This is a genomic window from Nonomuraea sp. NPDC005650 (genome assembly GCF_040605375.1).
Taxonomy (GTDB): Bacteria; Actinomycetota; Actinomycetes; order Streptosporangiales; family Streptosporangiaceae; genus Nonomuraea.
Genome location: NZ_JBEXCR010000008.1, coordinates 234,299 through 256,266, shown reverse-complemented (window position 1 = coordinate 256,266; position 21,968 = coordinate 234,299). Strand labels below are relative to the sequence as shown.

Below are 21,968 nucleotides of genomic sequence, written 5' to 3'. Positions count from 1 at the left end.
GACCTCACCCCCGGCCCGCTCGTCCCGAGGCCCCGGTAGTGCGCGCGCTGGTCCTGACCGGCCCGGGCAAGGCCGAGGTCCAGGAGGTCGAGCCGCCCGTCGCCGCGCCGGGGCAGGTGATCGTGGACGTCGAGCGGGCCGGGGTGTGCGGCACCGACATGGAGCTGTTCACGGGCGAGATGAGCTACCTGCACACCGGACGGTCGTGGTATCCGCTGCGCCCCGGCCACGAGTGGTGCGGTCACGTCACCGCCGTGGGCGAAGGCGTGGACACCGGCTGGCTGGGCCGCCGCGTCACCGGTGACACCATGCTCGGCTGCGGGCACTGCGAGCGCTGCCGTGCCGGCCGCCACCACGTGTGCGCCGAGCTGTCGGAGATCGGCATCAGCCTCGGCCGGGCCGGGGCGCTGGCCGAGCAACTCACCGTGCCGGTGACGGCGCTGCACGCGCTGCCGGACCCGCTGGACCCCACGCTGGGCGCGCTCGTCGAGCCCGGGGGCAACGCGCTGCGCGCCGTCCGCGGCGCCGGCCTGCGACCCGGCGAGCGGCTGCTGATCCTGGGCACGGGCGCGATCGGCCTGCTGGGGGCGCTGTTCGCACGGGCTCAGGGGATCGAGGTCCACCTGCTGGGCCGCGATGTCGCGGGGCTGGACCTGGCGCGGTCCCTGGGCTTCACGGGCGCGTGGACCCGGTCGTCGCTGCCCGCGCTGCGGTGGGACGCCGTCGTCGACGCCTCCAACGCGCCCGAGTTACCCGCGCTCGCGCTCGACCTCGTCGAACCGGCCGGGCGGGTGGTCTACATCGGCCTGGCCGGCACCCCGAGCACCCTGGACACCCGCGACCTGCTCCTCAAGGACGTCACCGCCGTCGGCATCCTGGGCGGCTCGGCGGGCCTGGCCGGGGCCATCGCCGCGTACGCCGACGGCTCGGTCGACGCCCGCCCGCTCGTGGCCGCCACCATCGGCCTGGCCGAAACCGCCGACGCCCTGTCCGGCCGCCGCCCCGCCGGCGCCGGCCCCGGTCCGAAGATCCACATCGATCCACGACGGTGAACCCGCCGGCTCCACGGTCTCGACGCCGACGGGCCGTCGAGGCGTCCCTCCAGGCAGCTCTCCAGGCGGCTCGGCGATCAGGAGGTCCACCGACGCCGCTCGGGCGGTCGCCGATCAGGGTGCCTGCCTGCGCTGCTCGGACGGTTCGGCGACGGCGCGGCCGAGCCGGGCGGGCGTGTGGCGGCGGCCGGTGAGGGGGAAGCGCTCCCAACCTGAGTAGGGGCTACTCATGCGCGAGAGCGGCAAGAAGCCGGACGATCCTCCGGAAGGCGAACTCTTCTGGAGGAAACGACCGTGGGCGTCAAACATGGACCGAGAACGTGGCGGGGGCGGCCGGCCTTATGGCGCCGGCGGCTCACCATCGGGGCGATCGGCGCGCTGGTCGTCGCATCGATCCCGGCGCTGGCCACGCCTGCCGCGGCGGCGGCCCCGAACCTCTCCCTGACCTTCTCCATCGACTATCTCCGCCAGATCGAGAACCCCGACGACGGGCTCCTGGGAGACGGGGGAGACGGGGACTACTACCCGAAAGTCCAGATCGCCGACGGGCCCATCCAGGAAGGCCCGCGGATCGAGGACGACGAATTCTCACCCTTGGGCCTGCCCGAGGCGCCCAACGGCTGGGTCTTCACCAAGTCGGACCTGCCCGGCGACAAGCCGACCGTGAACATCACCGTCGCCATGTGGGACTGGGACAACGGCCTGCGCACCAACGACGACCGGATGGACATCAGCCCCCAGCCCCAGGACAACGAGCTGAACCTCGTCTACGACTTCCGCTCCGGCACCCTTTCGGGGGACGGCCTCGTCCCCGGCACGCCCTGCGTCGACACGAACGGCCGGTCCAGGGGCCAGAGCTGCGTCCAGGGCAACGGCGACCACGGCTACCCCGAGGACAACGACGGAAGGATCACCAAGATCGGCATCAGCGTCACCACCGTGCAGCCCGACACCGACCAGGACGGCATCCCGGACATCGTCGAGCTTTCCGGGGTGCGGGACCGGAACGGCACGGTGCTCGCCGACCTTCCGGCACTCGGCGCCGACCCGTGCCGCAAGACGATCATCCTGCAGACCGACTGGATGGCGAACGGCAACCACTCGCATCGGCCCAAGGACGCGGCGATCGCCCTGGTGAAGAACGCCTTCGCCGCGGCGCCGACGAAGGCGGCGAATCCATGCCCCTATCCGGGGACGCATCCGGACGGCATCGACTTCATCCACATCCCGGGCAGGCAGATAGCCGAACAGCCGACCATGGGCCTGGACAACAACGGCGACTTCCGCAATGCCCGCAACGCCGACCTCCCCGAGGAACTGGCCCGGTACGCCCATTATGCGATCTTCGCGCATGACATCATGCGTGGCAGCGGAACCGCGAGCAGGCCCGACCCGGGAACGTCGGGGGAGTGCTGCGAACCCACCAGGGACAACAACAAGGACTTCATCGTCACCCTCGGCTCATGGCGAACCATGTGCGTGGCAGACTTCGGCCGCGACTACGGGGGCGACGGCAGACTGCAGACCTCGCCGGCCGGCGACGACGAGTTGGTGGGCGGGACCCAGATCCACGTGGGCCCCGACCGCAAGTGCGACACGACCAGCGCGCACCCGACCGACCGGCAGGTGCTCACGCCTGGCACGGGCGCCGACGACGCCAGGCTCGGCACCGTGCAGGACCAGGCCGGCACCATCATGCACGAGCTCGGCCACGCGCTGAGCCTGCGCCACGGCGGCAACTCCGAGGAGAACTGGAAGCCCAACTACCTCAGCGTCATGAACTACTTCTTCCAGACAGGCATTCCCAACAGCCCGCCGCCGCTGCTGGTCGACGCGATGCGGGACTGGAAGAAGGGGGCGGTCCGCCTCGGCTACTCGCTCGGAAAGCTGGACGAGCTGAAGGAGGGACAGCTGGATGAGTCGAAGGGGATAAAGGACGGCACCGACTACACCTTCTGGTGGCATGACAACCCCACCGCGGGCGGCCCCAGGCTGTTGCGGACGGGCATCGGCAACGGGCCGCTCAACTGGAACGACAACCAGGACGCCGCCGGCAGGCCGATCATCGATCCGGGCACGGTGGACGTGGACATCAACGACACCAAGGGCAGCCCTCCCCTCACCGATCACGACGACTGGTCGGACATCGAGTTCCGGGCGGACCTGTCCCCCACCGCCGATGGGCTCGCCTGCAGTGGCTACAGAACCGGCACCCACGGGTCGCTCTGCGCCGGCGCGGGCGGCGGGTCAGAAAGGGAGCTCGACTTCGACACGTCGGTACGGCAGGAGATCTCCTTCTTCAACCAGTACGACCCCGACGTCGCCACGACGAAGTCCGTCGACAAGCACGACGCCGAGCCCGGCGACACCCTCACCTACCAGGTGAAGCTCGACAACGTCGGCACCGGCGCCGCGACGGCGATCGGCCTGACCGACACCCCGCCCGGCGGCCCGGATCAGACGCGCCAGGTGCCCTACCTCGGCTCGGGACTGTCCACGACCGAGACGTTCACCTACGCGATCCCCTGCGACACCGCCAACGGGACCGTCCTGACCAACACGGCGACGGCGACCGCCAAGGACACCGGCGGCGGAGCCGAGGCGAACACGGCCAACAACACCGCGAAGGCCGAGACGACCGTGCACGCCCCGAAGCTCACCCTGGCCAAGACCGCGCCACGCACGGTCAACGCGGGCGAGGCCATGACGATCGACCTGAAGGTCACCAACGCGGGCAGCGGCACCGCCACCCACGTGGCCCTCACCGACACGCTCCCTGCCGAGGTCACCTACAGCCGCGCCCTCGACCAGGGCACGGGGCCCAAGCCCTCGTCGGTCACCGCCAACCCGGACGGCACGACCACGCTCACCTGGTCGCTCGGGTCGCTCGAAGGCGGCGCGACCTCCAGCGTGCAGTTCACCGCCCGGCCGAGCCTGCTGTTCGTCGCCGGGAACGCGCTCCCCGACTCCGCCTCGACCTCGTACCAGAACGGGAACGGCTGCGTCTATGAGCCGGTCACCGCGACCGCCTCCACCACCGTCACCGAAGTCACCCCCACCAGGAACCCGTGGGCCCAGCTGATCTGGCAGCTGCACCCCGACCAGCAGACTCCCGAGGTGCTGGCCCGGATCCAGGCGACCGACGCCCGCTTCGACGGCGCCGACGGCTCGGCCCCGGACGGCGCTCTCTCCCGGGCCGAGGTGAACGCCGTCTTCGCCCTGTCGATCAGGCAGTCGGACCTCCTCCGGGCCCAGCTGCTGACGACCTACCTCAACCTCGCCGACCGGCGGATCAACGCGGCGACGAAGATCTCGTCGCTGGTCGCCGCCGCGCTGGAGCTGAAGTCCGTGGCCCAGGCCGCCCGCCACGCGCACGTCACCCTGCTGCTGCCGGACGACCTCGCGAACCTGCTCAAGTACACCAAGGCGACGACCGTACTGACCGAGATCAACCTCAACCTCAGCGAACGCTACTGAACCGGACGGCCCGCCGCGGCGGGCCGTCCGCCTGCCACCACCGGGAATTTGCGGTTCGGTATACGAACTAATATAGTTCGTATACCGAACCGCATATCTCGGAGAAGGGCAGAACATTGTCTCTACCAGAAGTCGTGTTCGGCTTCGGCGCGCACAGCGACATCGACGAGGGGCCGGAGCTGCTGCGCATGGCCGAACAGGCCGACCGCGACGGGCTCGACCTCTTCTCCCTGTCCGACCACCCCTACCTCGGCCGGCGGCTGGACGCGTACGCCACCATCGGCTTCGTCCTCGGACGCACGCGACACCTCTCGGGCTTCGCCAACGTCACCAACCTGCCGACCCGGCCGGCTCCCATGCTGGCGCGTGCGGTGACGTCGCTGTCTGCGCTTTCGGGCGGCCGCGTCGTGCTCGGCATGGGCGCGGGCGGGCTGTGGGACCGGATCTCCGACATGGGAGTGCCGCGGCTGTCGCCGTCCGACGCCGTGGACGCCTTCGAGGAGGCGATCGTCCTGGTCAAGTCGCTGTCGGGCGGCGGCCCGCCGGCCACCTTCCGGGGGCGTCACTACCGGGTGGAGCGCATCGAGCCGGCTCCTGTGGCCGCGCCGCCCGTGTGGACCGGATCGGTCGGCCGCAAATCCCTGGCCGCCACCGGCCGGGTGGCCGACGGCTGGCTCCCGGGCCACGCGGCGGACTGGCTCAGCGAGCGGTACCGGGAGTCGCGGCCGGTCATCGACGAGGCGGCGGCGGCCGTGGGCCGCGATCCGCGCGAGATCCGGACGGTCTTCAACTTCCCCGGGCGCATCACCGACCGGCCGCTGCCCGCCACGCGTGACCGCGACGGCCGGTGGATCGGCGGATCGGCCGGCCAGTGGGTCGAGGAGCTGACCGGGGCCGTGCTGGAGCACGGCGCGTCGGGGTTCATGCTCTTCTCCCCCGATCACGGCTCGCCGGACCCCGTCACCCTCGGCCGCTGGGCCCGGGAGATCGCCCCGTCCGTACGCGAGGCGATCGCGAAGGAGAACGGTTGAGGTGACGGCCACCGCACGGGGCGGTGGCCAGTGAGGCGGCTCAGGCGACCTTGGAAGAGCTCGCCGTCCAGGTGTTGCAGGCGCCCGGCTTGCCGGACTTGTAACCCTTCTCCAGCCAGTAGAGGCGGTTGGCGGTCTTGCCCTGGTACCGGTTCTTCCAGAACACCGGGACCTTGGCGACGGGCTTCCAGTCCTTGACCGCCCGCCCCACGGCCTTCGCCGACACGCCCACGAAGCAGTCGATCTGCAGGTAGTAACGGCGGTTCTGCTCGTTCATGACCGCTTCGTCCGCATCGTTCTCGAGCCCCCACCAGGCCTGCCCGATGCCGCTCTGCCCGGTCACGACCCCGCCCCACGTCCGCGTGATCGACGTGAACACCGCGAGGTCGTTCTTGGCCTTGATCCAGTCATCGGCCACTCGGACGCGGATGGACGTGGTGCAGATCTCCGAGAACGAGCCGGAGACGTCCATGCCGGTGGAGCAGGACTCCTTGTCGTCCGCGGCCTTGAACTCCACCTTCACCGGCGTGAAACCCTTGATCGCCGGCTTCCACGCCGTGTTCAGGCAGCCGACCAGCTTGGTGATGTACTTCCTGGTCGACGCGGCGCTCGTGCCCTTGTCCAGCTTGCAGGCGGCCGTACGCAGGCCGGCCGCCTTGTAGAGGTCGTTGTTGGTGAGCTCGGGAGCGCCCTTGACCGGCGCGGCGAGCGCCGTACCGGAGAAGAGCGCCAGGCCGGCGGCCGTCCCGGCTAATAGACGAATGATCATAAAGTTGGATATTAGATCATCGAGGGTCTCCGCTTTCGCGCGTAATCACGAAGGGCAGGGCTGATGGGCGAACTCACGCCGGAGCTGGTCGTGGACGGTGCCGTGCCGCTGCCGCCCGCGATCTCCCCGGACGGCCGCTGGGTCGCCTACCCGGTCACCGTGATCGGGCGCGGGGAAGAGCATCCGCGCAGCGCGATCTGGGTCGCCGCGACCGACGGGAGCTCGCCGCCCAGGAAGCTGACCGCCGGTGCGGCCAGGGACTGCCTCCCGCGCTGGGCCCCGGACTCAGCCACGCTCTTCTTCGGGTCGGACCGGGTACGGCGGGGCCCCCTCCAGGTGCATCGGATCCCGCTCGACGGCGGGGCGGCCGAGGCCCTGACCGCCTGGGCGGGCGGGATCTCCGATCACCTCCCGCTCGCCTGCGGCCGGCTGGTCGCGGTGGTGGCCGCGGATCGGCCGGCGCATGAGGACGTCGTGGTGTGGGGCGAGGGGGTGCCGTACGCCCGGTTGCGGCTGCTCGACCTGGACACCGGCCGGTCGCGGGCGGTGGACGGGCTCGGCGACAGGCACGTCGTCGAGGTGCGGCAGCGGCCGGACGGCGGCCCGCTGGCGGTGCTCAGCTGGGCCACCCCGGACCTCGACCCCGGCAGCCTCGACTGCCGGCTGCACGTGGTCGACCCGGAGACCGGCGACGTCCGGGAGCTCGGCGGGACCATGCCGGAGGCGTCCTGTCCGACCTGGTGGAACGCGGTCGGCGGCTGGCACCTGTGCTACCTGGCGACGACCCCGCCCGGCCCGGTCGGGGGCCGCGCGGTCTTCGACGTGGCGGTCCCCGAGACCGGCTCCGGGCCCGGCCCCGCGGGGGGACATCGCAACCTGACCCTCGGGATGACCGTCTGCCCGTCCGGCCTGGCGCAGGTCGCGGACGGGCCGCCGCTGGCGCTGTTCGCCGACGGGCTCGACAGCGCGATCCACCGGCTCGATCCCGAGTCGCGGGGGTTCGGGCAGGTGTCCTCCGTGCGGGGCCTCGCCGGTGCACTGGTCGTGAGCCGGTCGGGCGAGGTCGCCGCCGTGCTGGCGAGCACGTCGTACGAGCCGGTGAACGTCCACGCCGGGCCGCCCGCCGGCCCGCTCACCCGGCTCAGCGACACCCGGCCCGAGCTGCGCCGGGTCGGCTGGGGCAGCCAGGAACGCCTCTCGTACCAGGCGTCCGACGGGCTCGACCTCGACGGGCTGCTGATCCTGCCGCCCGGAAGGAGCCGCGGCGACGGCCCGTTCCCGCTCGTCACGCTGGTGCACGGCGGCCCGTACGCCAGGCACGCCGACCAGTTCATGCTCGGCCCGATCCCGTCGGGGCAGTGGCTCGCGACCGCCGGGTACGCGGTCTTCCTGCCCAACCCGCGCGGCGGCGAGGGCCACGGGCACGACTTCGCGGCGGCCGTCGCGGGCGCGGTCGGCGGGGCGGAATGGACGGACATCCTCCGCGGCATCGACCTGCTGATCGCCGACGGGGTCGCGGACCCGGACCGGCTCGGGATCGGCGGATGGAGCCACGGCGGATTCATGGCCGCGTGGGCCGTGGGGCAGACCGGCCGCTTCAAGGCCGCGCTGATGGGCGCCGGGATCAGCGACTGGGGCATGCTCGTCGCGACGGGCGAAGGCGGGACCCTGGAGGCGGGGCTCGGCGGCAGCTGCGGCTGGGAGGGCCCGGGCCCGCACCGCCACGACCAGGTCAGCCCCATCTCCTACGCCTCGCGGATCCGCACCCCGGTGCTGATCCTGCACGGCGCTGACGACACGAACGTGCCGGTCGGCCAGGCCGTGTACTTCCACCGCGCCCTGCGGCGGTTCGGGGTCGAGCACCGGTTCGTCGTCTATCCGGGGGAAGGCCACTCCATCCAGGGCCGCGGCCACCAGCTCGACCTCCTCAGGCGCACCCGCGCGTGGTTCGACCGGTGGCTCTGAGGCGATCATCCATGGGGCGGCGGGGCGGTGCTCCCGCGGACGACGAGATCGGGCGTCGGAGCCTGGACCGCGCGGGGTTCCGGGCGCTCGGCCATCGTGTGGAGCAGCTCGGTCGCCGTCAGCATGCCCAGCGCGTACGTGTCGCGGGTCAGGGCGGTGATCGGCGGATGCGGCAGATGAGTGAGGATGGAGTCGTCGAACGACACGATGGACACCTCGCCCGGGACCGGCACGGCCATCTCGGTGGCCACGCCGAGGCCCGCGGCGGCCATGACGTCGCTGTCGTAGATGATCGCCGTGCAGCGCGGGCTCGCCTGCAGGAGGCGGCGGGTGGCCGAGGCGCCCTGGGTGTCGGAGTAGTCGGTGGCCACGCTGGCAATCTCGAGGCCGAGCGCCTCGCGGGCGTCGCCGATGGCCTCCAGGCGCCGGCGCGTGTGCTGGTAGGACGGTATGCCGCTGACGTGCCCGATGAACCGGTGGCCGAGCCCGGCGAGATATTCCAGGATGCGGGTCATCGCCGCATGGTCGTCCACCCAGACGCTGCTCAGCGGCAACGGGCCCCCGTGGCCGCCCAGGATGACGGCGGGGACGCGCAGGTCGGCGACGACCCGGGGCCGGACGTCGTCGACCGTGAGGTCGAGCAGGACGAGCCCGTCGACGCGGTTCTCGGCGGCCCAGCGGCGGTAGACCGCCACCTCCGCCTGCGTGTCCTCGACGATGAGGAGCTGCGTGGCGATGCCCCCGTTGGACAGGCGGGACTGCAGGCCGGACAGGAAGTGGGCGAAGAACGGCTCGACGCCCAGCGTCCGGGCGGGCCGGGCGATGACGATGCCGGCCACGTCGTTGTTGGCCCCCTTGAGGGCGCGGGCGGCCCGGTGCGGGCGCCAGTTGAGCTCCTCGGCGACGTCGAGGATGCGCTTGCGCGTGGCGTCGCTGATGCCGGGGCGGGCGTTGAACGCCAGCGACACCGCCGACACCGAGACCCCCGCCAGCCGCGCGATGTCGGTGCTCCGCAGGCGGGCCGGGGCGGCACCCGCCAGAGAGGGCTCGGCAGGCTCCGGCGCGGCGGCGGCAGGGTCCTGGGGCGGAACCTGGTCGTTCGGCAGCATCGCTCCTCCATCGCCGTCGTTATGCAAACTTGATGAGCCCCCCGGGTGACCGCTGGACCTAAAACGTATTAGTCTGCGGTCGCTTGCTGATCATAACGTACTAAAACGTATTAGGCCGATTGTGATACCTCCGCTACGGAGAGGTACGAGATGCACAACCACCTCAGCCGCACGCTAGAGAGGCTCGCCCGCGTGCGGCGGGAACGGATCGAGCCCCGGCTCCACACCCGGCTGGGCGGCGTCGAGGTCGAGGCCTGGACGGTCCCGGACGACGGGGAGCCGGTGCGGGCCCGCCATGCCCTCGGGCTCGAACCCGAAGCCGGCCGGAGCGCCCCCGAATACCGCCCCTTCCCCCTGGGCACCGCCTGGGGCGAGGCCTGGTCCACGACGTGGTTCCGGGTCCGGGGCACGGTCGATCCGCGGCTGACCGGGCCGATCGACCTCGTGTTCGACCTGGGCTGGTTCGACCACTCCGTGGGCGGTCACTGCGAGGGGCTGGTCTTCACCCCGGACGGGACGATCGTCAAGGGTCTGCACCCTCGCCAGTCCGCCGTCCGGTTACGCGACGGCGAAGACGGGCTGGTCGGCGCCGACGGCTCGTTCGTGCTCCACGTCGAGGCCGCGGCCAATCCCCTGCTGCTCGGCCTGCCGCCCTTCGTCGTCACCGAGCACGGCGAGAAGGGCGCGCGGGAGCCGTTCGAGCAGTTCAGGCTGCGCCGCGCGGAGATCGCCGCGTTCTCGCCCGAGATCCACGCCCTGTGCTGCGACCTGGACGTGGCCGGCGGCCTGGCCGCCGAGCTGAGCGCGGACGAGCCGCGGCACTGGCGGCTGCTGCGCGCGATCGAGGAGGCCCTGGACGTCTACGACGAGGCGGACGCCGAGGAGAGCGCCCGGCGGGCGCGGGCGGTCCTCGCTCCCCTCCTGGCCACGCCCGCGCACGCCAGCGCCCACCGGATCACCGCCGTCGGGCACGCGCACATGGACACGGCCTGGCTGTGGCCGCTGCGCGAGACGGTCCGCAAGCTCGCCCGTACGGTCTCCAACGCCCTCGCCCTCCTCGACGCCGACCCCGCCCTCGTCTACACGATGTCGGCGGCGCAGCACTTCAGCTGGCTCGAAGAGCACTATCCGGAGCTGTTCGCCCGGGTGCGGCACTACGTGGAGCAGGGCCGGTTCGTGCCCGTCGGGGGCATGTGGGTGGAGGCGGACGGCGTCATCCCCACCGGCGAGTCGATGGTGCGCCAGCTGACCTACGGCAAGAGGTACTTCCTCAGCCGCTTCGGCCGCGAGCCCCGTGAGATGTGGCTGCCCGACTCCTTCGGCTACTCGGGCGCCCTGCCGCAGCTGGCCCGCAGGGCCGGGTCCCGCTGGTTCCTGACGCAGAAGATCTCCTGGAACGACAGCACGGTCTTCCCGCACCACTCCTTCTGGTGGGAGGGCATCGACGGGACGCGCATCTTCACCCACTTCCCGCCCGCGGAGACGTACGCCGCCGAGGTGAGCGCCCGCGAGCTGCACCACGCGGTCGCCACGTTCAAGGACAAGGCGATCGCCTCCCATTCGCTGCTCCCCTACGGCTACGGCGACGGAGGCGGCGGCCCCACCCGGGAGATGGCCGAGCGGCTGCGCCGCTTCGGCGATCTGGAGGGCGCGCCACGCGTGATCTCCCGGCCTCCGGCGGAGTTCTTCGAGGACGCCGAGGCCGAGCTGCGCGAGGCCGGGGCGCTGCAGCCGGTCTACCGCGGCGAGCTCTACCTGGAGCTGCACCGGGGCACCCTGACCTCCCAGGCGGAGATGAAGCGGCACAACCGGCGCTGCGAGTCGCTGCTGCGGGCGGCCGAATATCTCAGCACGGCGGCGAGCGCGCTGCGCGGCGCCCCGTATCCGCGTGCGGAGCTCGACGAGATCTGGCGCACCGTGCTGCTGCACCAGTTCCACGACATCCTCCCGGGGACGTCGATCAGCTGGGTGCACCGCGAGGCCCGCGACACCTATCAGGTGCTGGAGGAACGCCTGCACGACCTGATCAAGCAGGCCGGCGCGGCGCTGGGCGGCGAGCGGGCCGAAGGCGGGCTGCCCCCGTTCGTCACGCCGGCGAATCCGGGTGCGGCCGCCGTCGCGGTCACCGACGGCGAGGCCGGCGCCACCGTACTGGACGACGGCCTGCTGCGGGTCGTGGTGGACGGCGGCGGCCACGTCGTCTCGCTCCTCGACCTGCGCGGCGGCCGGGAGGTCGTCCCGCCCGGCCGGCGCCTCAACGAGCTGCAGCTCTTCCGCGACGAGCCGGTGCGCTGGGACGCCTGGGACGTGGACCGCCACGTGCTGCGCCACCCCCAGGCGCTCGACGACGTCACCGGCCGCAGGGTCGTCCGCAGCGGGCCCGACGCGGGCGTGGAGGTGATCCGGCGGACCGGCGCGTCCACGATCACGCTGACCATGTGGCTGCGGGCCGGCACCGGGCGGTTCGAGACCGAGTGCACCGTGGACTGGCAGGAGCGCGAACGCCTGCTGAAGGTCGCGGTCCCGGTGCGGGTCCTGGCACGGACCGCGCGGTTCGAGACCCAGTACGGCTACGTCGAGCGCCCGCTGCTCACGAACACCGCGGCCGAGGAGGCGATGTTCGAGGCCGCGATGCACCGCTACGTGCACGTGGACGACGGCGGCTTCGGCGTCGCGATCGTCAACGACACGATGTACGGGGCCGACGCCCGCGCCGACGGCGACTCCACCGTCGTCCGGCTGTCCCTGCTCCGGGGCGCGCGCTTCCCCGACCCCCGCGCCGACGCGGGCACGCACACCTTCCGCTGGGCGGTGCTGCCCGGCGCGGACGTGCCGGCCGCGGTCGAGGCCGCGTACGCGTTCAACGCCCCCGACCTCGCCGGGCTGCCGGCGCCGCTGGTGCGGCTGGAGCTCCTCACGGGTCACGCCCTCGTCGACTGGGTGAAGCAGGCCGACGACGGCTCCGGAGACCTGGTCGTACGGGTGTACGAGACGCGGGGAGCACGGGCGGGCGCCCGGCTGCACTGCCACGAGGAGCTCGGCGCGGGAGCGGTCGTGTGGGAGACCGACCTGCTCGAACGGGAGCTCGCCGCGGACGGGGACCTGCCCGCCGCCATAGGCCCGGCGGGCACGCGCCGTCCCGTGGGCGAGGCGCGCCTGGACCTCGGCCCCTTCCAGGTGGCGACCCTGCGGATCGCCACTCATGCATCACTCAAGGAGGACGTCCAATGAGAAAATGGACCTGCGTCGCGACACTGGCCCTGGGATCGCTGCTGCTGTCCGGGTGCGGCGGCGACGCGACGCCGCAGGCCTCGGGCGGGGCGCTGGCGGGATCGATCAAGTTCCAGACGTGGAACCTGAAGAACGAGAAGTTCACGCCCTACTTCACCGAGCTGATCGCGGCCTTCGAGAACGAGCACCCGGGCACGAAGATCACCTGGGTGGACCAGCCCGCCGAGGGCTACCAGGACAAGCTGTCGGCCGACGCCGCGGCGGGGGCGCTGCCCGACGTCGTGGACATGGGGCCCGAGGCCGCCTACACGCTGGCCCAGGCAGGCGTCCTGCTCGACCTCAACAAGGCCGACCCGCAGGCCAAGGGCCTGTACCTGGACAAGGCGTGGCAGGCGATGACGTTCGGCGGGCTGGGCGGCGGGACCTACGGCTACCCGTGGTACCTGAACACCGGGCCGGCGTTCTTCAACACGGCGCTGTTCAAGAAGTGCGGTCTCGACCCGGCCAAGCTGCCCGCCACCTACGACGAGCTCTTCAACCAGGCCGAGACCATGGCCAAGAACTGCTCGGACGTGTCGATGATCGCCCGGATGCCCGTCATCGAGATGTTCGGCGAGTACGGCGTGCCCCTCATGGACGCCGCGGGCAAGAAGTTCACCTACAACGACGCCAAGGGCGCGGAGTTCGTCGAGCGGTTCCGCAAGCTGTTCGCCAGCAAGGGCCTGACCCAGGAGGCGCTGAACAACCTGCAGACCAAGGAGGTCGAGGAGTTCAAGGCCGGGCGGCTGGCGTACCTGTCGGGCAGCTCGTACACCCTCAACGACCTGAAGGACACCGCGCCCGACGTCTACAAGACGCTCGGGATCGGGCCACGGATCAGCAACGCCGCCCCCAACATGTACATCGAGTCGCTGGTCGTGAACGCCGCCGGCAAGAACCAGCCGCTGGCCACGGCCTTCGCCAAGTACGTCACCAACACCGCCAACCAGCTCGCCTTCGCCAAGAAGGCCTCGGTGTTCCCCTCCTCGGCCGGGTCGATGGACGACGAGTACTTCACCAAGGACGACGGCGACCCCGCCACGAAGGTGCGCCTGGAGAGCGCGGCCCAGGTCAAGAAGGCGGTCGTGTGGTGGCCTCCGGCGTTCTCCGGCTCCGCCGACGCCGACACGCTGCGCGAGCAGATCGCCCAGGCGCTGCTGGGCAAGAAGACGGTGCAGCAGGCGCTGGACGAGTCGGTCAAGTACTCCAACGACCGGCTGGCCGCGCACGGATGACCGGCTCCGCCCAGAACGACGGGGGCAGCGCGCCGGCCACGCATCGGTGGCGCGCGACCCCGTGGCTCTTCCTGCTGCCCGCGCTGGCCGTCATCGTGGTCCTGGTCCTGGTGCCGTTCCTGAACACGCTGCGGCTGGCGTTCACGGACTCCACCCTGCTCAGGACCGGGGAGTTCACCGGGCTGGACAACTTCCTGCGGATGTTCACCGATGAGCGCTTCACCACCGCGCTGCTGAACTCCACGCTCTACACGGTGTGCGTGGTGCCGCTCATGGTGGCGCTGCCGCTCGTGCTCGCCTCGCTGCTGAGCGGCGCCGGGCGGCTGATGGGGTTCTTCCGCACCACGATGTACCTGCCGGTGATCATGTCGCCGGTCGTCGTCGGGCTGATCTGGACGAACATGCTCGACAAGCGCGGCCTGGTGAACGAGCTGCTCGGCACGCTCAAAGCGGTCACCGCGCCGGTCCCCTTCCTGACCGACCGGTGGCTGCTGCTGTTCAGCGCGATGTTCGTGACCGTGTGGATGGGCCTGGGCTACTACATGGTCATCTACCTGGCCGCGCTGGCGAACATCGACCCGAGCCTGTACGACGCGGCGGCGATGGACGGCGCGGGCCCGGTGCGTACCTTCCTCAACGTCACCGTCCCGGGCGTGCGCTCCACGATGGGGCTCATCGGCGTGCTGTCCTCGGTGGCGGCCTTCCGGGTGTTCGGCGAGATCTACGTGCTCACGGACGGCACGGGCGGCGTGGGCGGCGGCGATCTCACGATGACCATGCTCATCCAGCGCGAAGGCACCGGCCTGCAGGCCCGCACCGGGTACGCGGGCGCGATCAGCCTGGTCATGTTCGTCATCCTCGGCGGGCTGCTGGTCGCGCAGCTCGTCCTGCAACGCAAGCAGAGGTCCTCCTGATGTCCGGTCCGTCCGCACGACGCCGCTTCTCGCCGGGCCTGGTCGTGCGCTACCTGATCCTCCTGCTGATGGCCGTGCTGCTGGCGGGCCCCCTGCTGTGGCAGGTCTCGCTGTCGCTCAAGGGCGCCGGCGACGCGCTCTACACCCGGCCGCCCGAGCTGATCCCCGGCCATCCCACGCTGGGGAACTTCGCGACGGTGCTCGACCGCGTCCCGGTGCCCCACTACCTGCTCAACTCCCTGGTCGTGGCCGCCATGGCGGTCACCGGCAACGTCGTGGGCGCCACCTGCGCCGGGTACGCGCTGGGCAAGCTGCGCTTCCGCGGGCGCGGGGTGGCGGCCGGGATCTGCGTCGCGGCCCTGCTCGTCCCGGCCGAGACCGTGCTGATCTCCCAGTTCCTGCTGGTCAGGGCGGCCGGGCTGGCCAACACCCTGCTGGGCGTCGTCCTGCCGACGATCGTGGCCGCCCTGAACGTGCTGCTCATGCGCAACGCGTTCCGCAACCTGCCGGCCGAATTCGAGGAGGCGGCCATCGTCGACGGCGCCAACGCCTGGCAGCGGTTCATCCGCGTCTCCGTCCCCCAGGTCAAGGGCGTCATCACGGTCGTGGCGATCTTCGCGTTCGTCGGCTCGTGGAACGACTTCCTGTGGCCCCTCATCGTCCTGTCCGACGAGGACAACTACACCCTCACCGTCGGCCTGAACCGCCTGCGCGGCACCTTCTACGACGATCCGCGCCTCATCGCGGCCGGCACGATCATCGCCCTGGTTCCCATCGTCACGTTCTTCGCCATCTTGCAGCGCTACTTCTTCCGCGGGCTCGAAGCGGGAGGCTTGAAAGGTTGAAATGCTGAGATTCGGGGTCAACTACACGCCTTCCCAGGACTGGTTCTACTCCTGGCTGGATCCGGACTGGGCGGCCACCCGGCGGGACCTGGCGGCCCTGGCCGGGCTGGGCCTGGATCACGTACGCGTCCTGCCGCTGTGGCCCGTGCTGCAGCCGAACCGGACGCTGATCCGCCGCCGCGCCCTCGACGACGTGCGCCGCGTCGTGGAGATCGCCGGCGAAGCCGGCCTCGACGCGAGCGTCGACGTCCTGCAGGGGCACCTGTCCGGCTTCGACTTCGTGCCGAGCTGGCTGACGGACTGGCACCGGCGCAGCATGTTCACCGACCCCGACGCGATCGCCGCGCAGGCAGAGCTGGTGGAGGCGCTCGACGGGCACCTGCGCGACCTGCCCAACTTCCTCGGCCTGACCCTGGGCAACGAGGTCAACCAGTTCACCTCCGCCCTGCACCCGAGCCCGATGCCGGCCACCTCGCAGCAGGTGACGGCCTGGCTGCGGGCCCTGCACGGCGAGGGCCCGCGCGACCCGCGCCACTTCCGGCTCAACGCCGAGTACGACGCCGTCTGGTACGCCGACGACCACCCCTTCACCCCCGCGCACTCCACCCGGCACGGCCAGATGAGCGTGATCCACTCGTGGATCTTCAACGGCACGGCCCAGGGGTACGGGGCGATGTCGTACGAGAGCGTCACCCATGCCGCGTACCTCATCGAGCTGTCGCGCGCCTTCGCCCTCGACCCGGCGCGCCCGGTGTGGCTGCAGGAGGTCGGCGCGCCGCTCAACCACCTGACGGAGGAGCAGGCGCCCGGCTTCTGCGAGGGGACCGTGCGGGCGGCGGCCGACAGCGACGCCCTGTGGGGGGTCACGTGGTGGTGCTCCCACGACGTGACGCGCCGGCTGGCCGACTTCCCCGACCTGGAACACAGCCTCGGCCTGATCGGCGCGGACGGCGCGGTCAAGCCGATCGGGCGGCGCTTCGCCGAGCTGGCCGCAGAGCTGCGCGACCGGCCGCGCCCCGCCCCGCGCACCGAGGCCGTCGTGGTCCCCGTCGACGCCGACGACGTCCCCGTGTCGCGGGCGGAGCTCTCCCCCGGCGGCGGCGTCTTCGAGACGTGGATGGGCCGCGCCCGTGCCGGGGCCCGCCCCGCCCTGGTCACCTCCGCGAGCGCGGGTGACCCGGCCGAGCTGCGCGCGCGCGGCGTCGAACGGCTCGTCCACGCCGAGCCGACGGGCCGCACCTTCTACAGCTCGGTCAGCGACGAGGAGGTCCTGGACCGGATGGCCGCCCATGCCGAGCGCTGAGGCCGGCCCGGCGAGCACGCCGTCGCGGACCTCGCGGGTCGAGCGGCTGCTCGCCAAGCTGTCGCCGCGCGAGAAGGTCGGCCAGCTCAACCAGCGCCTTTACGGCTGGCAGGCCGTCGAGCGGGACCCTCGGGGCGGGTTCCGGCTCACCGGCCTCGCCCGCGCCGAGCTCGACCGGTGGGGCGGGCTCGGCGCCCTGTACGGGGTCTTCCGCGCCGACGCCTGGTCGGGCCGCACCTGGGCCGACGGGATCCGGCCGGAGGAACGCGCCGAGGTCGCCGCCCTCGTCCAGGACGAGGTGTCGCGGGCCGGCGGGCACGGCATCGGCGTGCTGCTGTCGGAGGAGGCACCCCACGGGCACCAGGCGCTCGGCGGGACGCTGCTGCCCACCAACCTCGCGGTGGCCGCCGGATGGGATCCGGCCCTGCTGGCCGAGGCCGCGGCCGCCGTCGCGGCCGAGCTCGCCGCGAGCGGGGTGCACCTGGCCCTGGTTTCCGCGCTCGACCTGCTGCGGGACCCGCGCTGGGGCCGGGCGGAGGAGTGCTTCGGAGAGGATCCGCTGCTGGCCGCCGAGCTCACCAGGGCGCTGGTGATCGGCATGCAGGGCGCCGAGCGCGGTGCGGTGGGCCGCGGCGGGGTCGCGATCGTGCTCAAGCACCTGGCCGCCCAGGGCGAGGCGGTCGGCGGGCGCAACGGCCAGTCCGCCGTCATCGGCCCCCGCGACCTGCGCGAGCTGCATCTTCCGGCGGCCCGGGCCGCGGTGGAGGCGGGGGCGCTGGGGTTCATGGCGGCCTACAACGACATCGACGGGGTGCCGTGCTGCGCCAACCGCGGGCTGCTCACGGGTTTCCTGCGGGACGAATGCGGATTCGACGGGATCGTCATGGCCGACGGCCTGGCGGTGGACCGGCTGAGCACGATGACGGGCGACCCGGTGAGCGCCGCCGTGGCCGCGATCGAGGCGGGGGTGGACCTGTCGCTCTGGGACGAGTCCTTCCCGCTGCTGGAGCAGGCCGCGGTGGCGGATCCGCGGGTGGCCGAGCTGGTCGACGCCGCCTGCCGCCGGGTGCTCACCCTCAAGCACCGCGTCGGCCTCCTCGGGGACACCACACCCGACGGCGTGCTTGGGGCCGCTCTGGGGGGCCGCCGTGAGGCGCTCGTCCTGGCCGGGCGCGCCGCCGACGGCCTGTCGCGGCGCCTGGCCCGGCAGTCCCTGGTCCTGCTCCACAACGCCGGCGGCCTCCTCCCCCTCGAACCGCGGTCGCCGGCCAAGGTCGTCCTCGCCGGTCCGAACGCCCGCGACGTCACCGCCCTGCTGGGCGACTACGTGCCGCCCCTGCCGCCGGGTTCGGCCGCCGGCCTGGACCTCGCCCTGCGGCAGGCCCTGCCGGATGCCGAGGTGGTGTGCCCGCCGGGCATCCCCACGGCGGCCGACCTGAGCGGCGCCGACCTCGTGATCCTGGCGCTCGGCGGGACGAGCCACCGCTCGTACGCCGAGGAGTTCGCCGCCAACGGCGCGATCGCCGGCCAGGCGGCCACGGCGACCGCCGGGGAAGGCGTCGACCTGGCCGGCCTCTCCCTGCCCGGCGACCAGGACGACCTGGTCGCCGCCGTACGGGAGCGGGCCTGCTGCCCCGTGGTGGCCGTCGTCATCGCGGGCCGGCCGCATGTGCTCACCGGCGTCCTGGCGCACACCGACGCGCTGCTGTGGGCCGGTTACCCCGGCCCGCACGGAAGCCACGCGATCGTCGACGCGCTGTTCGGCGCGTACGAGCCGGTCGGGCGCCTGCCGTTCACCGCGCCCGGCCATCCGGGCGCGGTGCCGGTCCGCTACAACGACCGGCACCCGGCCGGCGACGTCTACCGGGACGCGCCGGACCCGGTGCTCTTCCCGTTCGGCCACGGCCTGCGCTACCGGCCCGTGCACTTCGCCCGCCTCACCGCCGAGGCCGGCGCGGACACGGTCCGGGTGAGCGTCGAGGTCACCAACCCCGGCGGCGGCCCGGCCGAGGTCGTCGTGCCGCTGTTCGGACACCGGGCGGGAGGCGGGGTGCTGCCGCGCGTCCGCGAGCTGCTCGCCTTCCGCAGGGTCACCGTCCCGGCGGGCGACCGTGCCACCGTCGCCTGGGACCTGCCCGCCGCGCGCTGCTTCGCCGAGGGCGCGGCGGGCCGGGCGCGTACCGACCTCTACCTCGCGGACCTGCACGCAACCATCCGCCCGGCCGTCCGTCCCCCCGGACCGGCCGACCCCCTTCCCAACAGTGAGGAGTCGTGATGGCCCGATCACATCGCATCCGCAGAAGGGCGGTGACGCGCGCCGGCACCGCCGTACTGGCCGCGATGCTCGCCGTCGCGCTGACCGCCACCGGCGCCGCGGCCAGCGACACGCTGCCCTGGACGGGCGAGAGTGCCGTCAGTGCGAACCAGCCCTACCAGCACGGCTACTCCACCACGGACCTGCTGCGCTGGAACCCCGCCGACGACGCCGGCGCCGAGTTGCTGCGCGCCAAGGTGCCGCTCCAGCAGCGCAACGCCGCCAACGCCGCCACGCAGCGCAACCCGGCGCTGCCCGCCGGCACCCAGTTGCTGACCCTGGCCGGCGACTACGGCAACGCCTTCTTCGAGAGCCACCACTACACCAACGAGTTCAGCCAGTACCTGTTCAACTACTGGCAGTACGCCGACTTCTACGGCTCCTGGCACGGCATGCCCACCCAGGGCGTCCCGGTGAACTACTACGACCCGGCCGCGGACTGGCGGGAGAAGTGGTTCGAGTTCGGGATGCTCAACCTGCCCAACCCCGGGTACACCAACGCCGCCCACGCGAACGGGGTGCGCTCGCTGGGCTGCATCTTCTTCTCCGACAACGACCGCGGCGACCAGACCTACTCCGAGCTGCTGGCCCGCGACGCCGCCGGCGGGTTCCCGGTCGCCGCCAAGCTCGTCCAGGTCGCGAAGTTCTACGGGTTCGACGGCTACTTCATCAATCAGGAGGCGCGGGTCGCCCCGGCCGACATCCCGGTGTACAAGCAGTTCCTGAAGCAGCTGCGCGACGGCGGCCTCTACGTGCAGTGGTACGACTCCATCGACAACTCGACGGGCGCCATCTCGTACCAGAACGAGTTCAACGCGGTCAACGGCCCGTTCGTGCGCGACGCGCGGCTCGGCGACGTGTCCGACTCCATCTTCCTCAACTACTGGTGGAACCGGACCAAGCTCACCAACTCCAAGAGCTACGCCGCCGGGCTCGGCCTGGACTCGCGCAAGAGCGTCTTCGCCGGGGTCGAGGCCGGGCAGTACCAGTTCAACCAGCCGTACAACCTGGAGGACAACCTCGACGCCGGCGGCGCGCCGATGAACGCCATCGCCACGCTCGGCGCCGACTTCGTCTCCTCCGACTACGCGAACAAGACCGACGACGCCGCCCAGCGGGACGTCTTCGACCGGGAGCGCCGCTGGTGGACCGGCTCCTCGACGGGCGCCACCACCCCGGAGGGCACCTGGAAGGGCATCTCCAAGTACGTCGCCGAGCGCTCCGTCATCGGCGGCACCACGTTCGCCACCTCCTTCAACACCGGGCACGGCCTGTCCACCTGGACCAAGGGCCGGCTGTCCAGCCCGAAGGAGTGGGGCAACATCAACCTCCAGGACCTCCCGGTGACCTGGCAGTGGTGGATCGACGCGGCCGGAACGCCGCTCCGCGCCGACTTCGACTACGGTCCCGCGTACACGCCGGCGAGCCGGTTCTCGTACCAGAAGATCGGCGCCTACAACGGCGGCAGCTCCCTGGTGCTCAGTGGCACGCTCGACGGCGACAACACCGTACGGCTCTACAAGACGGACCTGCAGCTCGCCAAGGGCTCGGCCCTCGACCTGACCTACAACAAGCCCTCGGCCACCGACGACTCCGAGCTGCGGCTCGGCCTCGTCCTCGCCTCCGACCCCACCAAGGTGGTCCAGCTGCCGCTGACCGGCTCGGGCCGGCGCACCACGGGCTGGACCACGCGGTCGGTGGACCTGTCGGCGTACGCCGGTCAGCGCGTGGCCGCGCTCGGCCTGGTCGTCGCCGCCGGCGCCGGCCCCGTCCAGGGCTACCAGGTCAACCTCGGCGCGCTGGCCCTGCGGGACGGCAAGGATCACACCCCCGCGGCGCCGGAGGACCTGCGCATCACCCAGCTGCTCCCCGAGACGGGCGAGCTGTTCCTGTCCTGGAAGCGCGCCGGATACGACAAGGTGCGCCGTTACGACGTCTACCTGGACGACACCTATCTCGGCGGGATCTACGACGACGTCTACTACGTCAAGCGCTTCACGGCCACCTCGGGGACGATCAGGCTGGTGGCGGTCGGCCCGGACGGGTCCGAGAGCCCGGCGGCGACCACCTCGTTCGACCTGGCCACGGCGCCGGGCAAGGTGACGGCGGCGGCGAAGCCGGACGGCACGCTGGCCGCGTCCTGGACCGCCCCGTCGAACGGCCGGCCCGTCACGCTGAAGGTCCAGAGCCTGGACACCTCCCGTCCCTACAGCAAGGAGGTCGAGCTGCCCGCGACGAGCACCGGCACGACGCTGACCGGGGTGCCCGTCAACGGCGACGGCTACCTGCTCACCCTGCGGGCCGGACCGGGCACGGCGACCGCCGTACGCGGGAGGTTCGCCGACACCGAGATCGCGCCCTACCCGGCGTCGGCGGTGAAGATCAGCGGGAACACGTTCACCTTCTCCCGGCCGGCCCTGCCGGACTGGCACACCCTGACGATCCTGGAGGACGGGCAGACGAAGTCGTTCGCGACGACGTACGGGTCGGGCGCCAAGCCGTACATCGTCCGCGGCCGCACCACCCGGGCCGCCGAAACGGTCACCATGTCCGGGAGCGGGAGCAAGGTGGTCGCGGTCCTGGAGGACTACGCCGGCAACAAGGCCACGACGGTGCTACGCGGCAACTGATCGCGGGGGCGCCGCGCCCCTCACCACAGCACCTCTCGTTTCGCCGAAGTCCGG

General features: G+C 72.0%; 13 protein-coding genes. 11 read left to right on the top strand and 2 right to left on the bottom strand.

Annotated features, from left to right (window positions below; all coding sequences use genetic code 11):
* The first annotated feature begins 38 nt into the window (after positions 1-38).
* The 3 genes from ABZS69_RS16370 (at position 39) to ABZS69_RS16360 (ending at position 5,560) form a co-directional block, all read left to right on the top strand.
* Positions 39-1,052 carry an alcohol dehydrogenase catalytic domain-containing protein gene (locus ABZS69_RS16370; protein ID WP_355372261.1) on the top strand — a complete coding sequence of 338 codons (1,014 nt, stop codon included), beginning with the start codon at positions 39-41 and terminating at the stop codon, positions 1,050-1,052.
* Positions 1,053-1,346: 294 nt separating this feature from the next.
* Entirely contained in the window at positions 1,347-4,529 is a 3,183-nt protein-coding gene (locus ABZS69_RS16365) for a CARDB domain-containing protein (protein ID WP_355372258.1), read from the top strand.
* Between the two features lie 116 nt (positions 4,530-4,645).
* Positions 4,646-5,560: an LLM class flavin-dependent oxidoreductase gene (locus ABZS69_RS16360; RefSeq protein WP_355372256.1), complete on the top strand. Its 915-nt coding sequence runs from the start codon at positions 4,646-4,648 to the stop codon at positions 5,558-5,560.
* Between the two features lie 40 nt (positions 5,561-5,600).
* Here ABZS69_RS16360 and ABZS69_RS16355 read toward each other — a convergent pair whose 3' ends face one another.
* Positions 5,601-6,329 (bottom strand): hypothetical protein, encoded by a 729-nt coding sequence (locus ABZS69_RS16355; RefSeq protein ID WP_355372254.1) that lies wholly within the window; start codon positions 6,327-6,329, stop codon positions 5,601-5,603.
* 63 nt (positions 6,330-6,392) lie between these two features.
* Between ABZS69_RS16355 and ABZS69_RS16350 the strand changes: the two genes are divergently transcribed.
* Positions 6,393-8,294 (top strand): prolyl oligopeptidase family serine peptidase, encoded by a 1,902-nt coding sequence (locus ABZS69_RS16350; protein WP_355372252.1) that lies wholly within the window; start codon positions 6,393-6,395, stop codon positions 8,292-8,294.
* A 5-nt stretch (positions 8,295-8,299) separates the two neighbouring features.
* Here ABZS69_RS16350 and ABZS69_RS16345 read toward each other — a convergent pair whose 3' ends face one another.
* Positions 8,300-9,403 carry a LacI family DNA-binding transcriptional regulator gene (locus ABZS69_RS16345; protein WP_355372249.1) on the bottom strand — a complete coding sequence of 368 codons (1,104 nt, stop codon included), beginning with the start codon at positions 9,401-9,403 and terminating at the stop codon, positions 8,300-8,302.
* 150 nt (positions 9,404-9,553) lie between these two features.
* Here ABZS69_RS16345 and ABZS69_RS16340 point away from each other — a divergent pair, with 150 nt between their 5' ends.
* From ABZS69_RS16340 to ABZS69_RS16310, 7 genes are read left to right on the top strand one after another with little or no spacing between them, the layout of a single operon-like run.
* A complete protein-coding gene (locus ABZS69_RS16340) occupies positions 9,554-12,634 on the top strand; it encodes a glycoside hydrolase family 38 C-terminal domain-containing protein (RefSeq protein ID WP_355372246.1) in 3,081 nt (1,026 codons plus the stop codon).
* A complete protein-coding gene (locus tag ABZS69_RS16335) occupies positions 12,631-13,908 on the top strand; it encodes an extracellular solute-binding protein (protein WP_355372244.1) in 1,278 nt (425 codons plus the stop codon). The genes ABZS69_RS16340 and ABZS69_RS16335 overlap by 4 nt, the downstream gene beginning before the upstream one ends.
* On the top strand, positions 13,905-14,822 hold the full coding sequence (locus ABZS69_RS16330) for a sugar ABC transporter permease (RefSeq protein ID WP_355372242.1): 918 nt from the start codon (positions 13,905-13,907) through the stop codon (positions 14,820-14,822). The genes ABZS69_RS16335 and ABZS69_RS16330 overlap by 4 nt, the downstream gene beginning before the upstream one ends.
* Entirely contained in the window at positions 14,822-15,667 is an 846-nt protein-coding gene (locus ABZS69_RS16325) for a carbohydrate ABC transporter permease (RefSeq protein ID WP_355372239.1), read from the top strand. Before ABZS69_RS16330 ends, ABZS69_RS16325 begins: the two co-directional genes overlap by 1 nt.
* Before the next feature lies 1 nt (position 15,668).
* Positions 15,669-16,970, top strand: a complete 1,302-nt coding sequence (locus ABZS69_RS16320; RefSeq protein ID WP_355372236.1) for a glycosyl hydrolase — start codon at positions 15,669-15,671, stop codon at positions 16,968-16,970.
* Complete coding sequence (locus tag ABZS69_RS16315) at positions 16,957-19,245, top strand: glycoside hydrolase family 3 N-terminal domain-containing protein (protein WP_355372234.1); 2,289 nt, start codon at positions 16,957-16,959, stop codon at positions 19,243-19,245. The genes ABZS69_RS16320 and ABZS69_RS16315 overlap by 14 nt, the downstream gene beginning before the upstream one ends.
* Positions 19,245-21,914 carry a hypothetical protein gene (locus ABZS69_RS16310; protein WP_355372231.1) on the top strand — a complete coding sequence of 890 codons (2,670 nt, stop codon included), beginning with the start codon at positions 19,245-19,247 and terminating at the stop codon, positions 21,912-21,914. Before ABZS69_RS16315 ends, ABZS69_RS16310 begins: the two co-directional genes overlap by 1 nt.
* Positions 21,915-21,968: the final 54 nt, after the last annotated feature.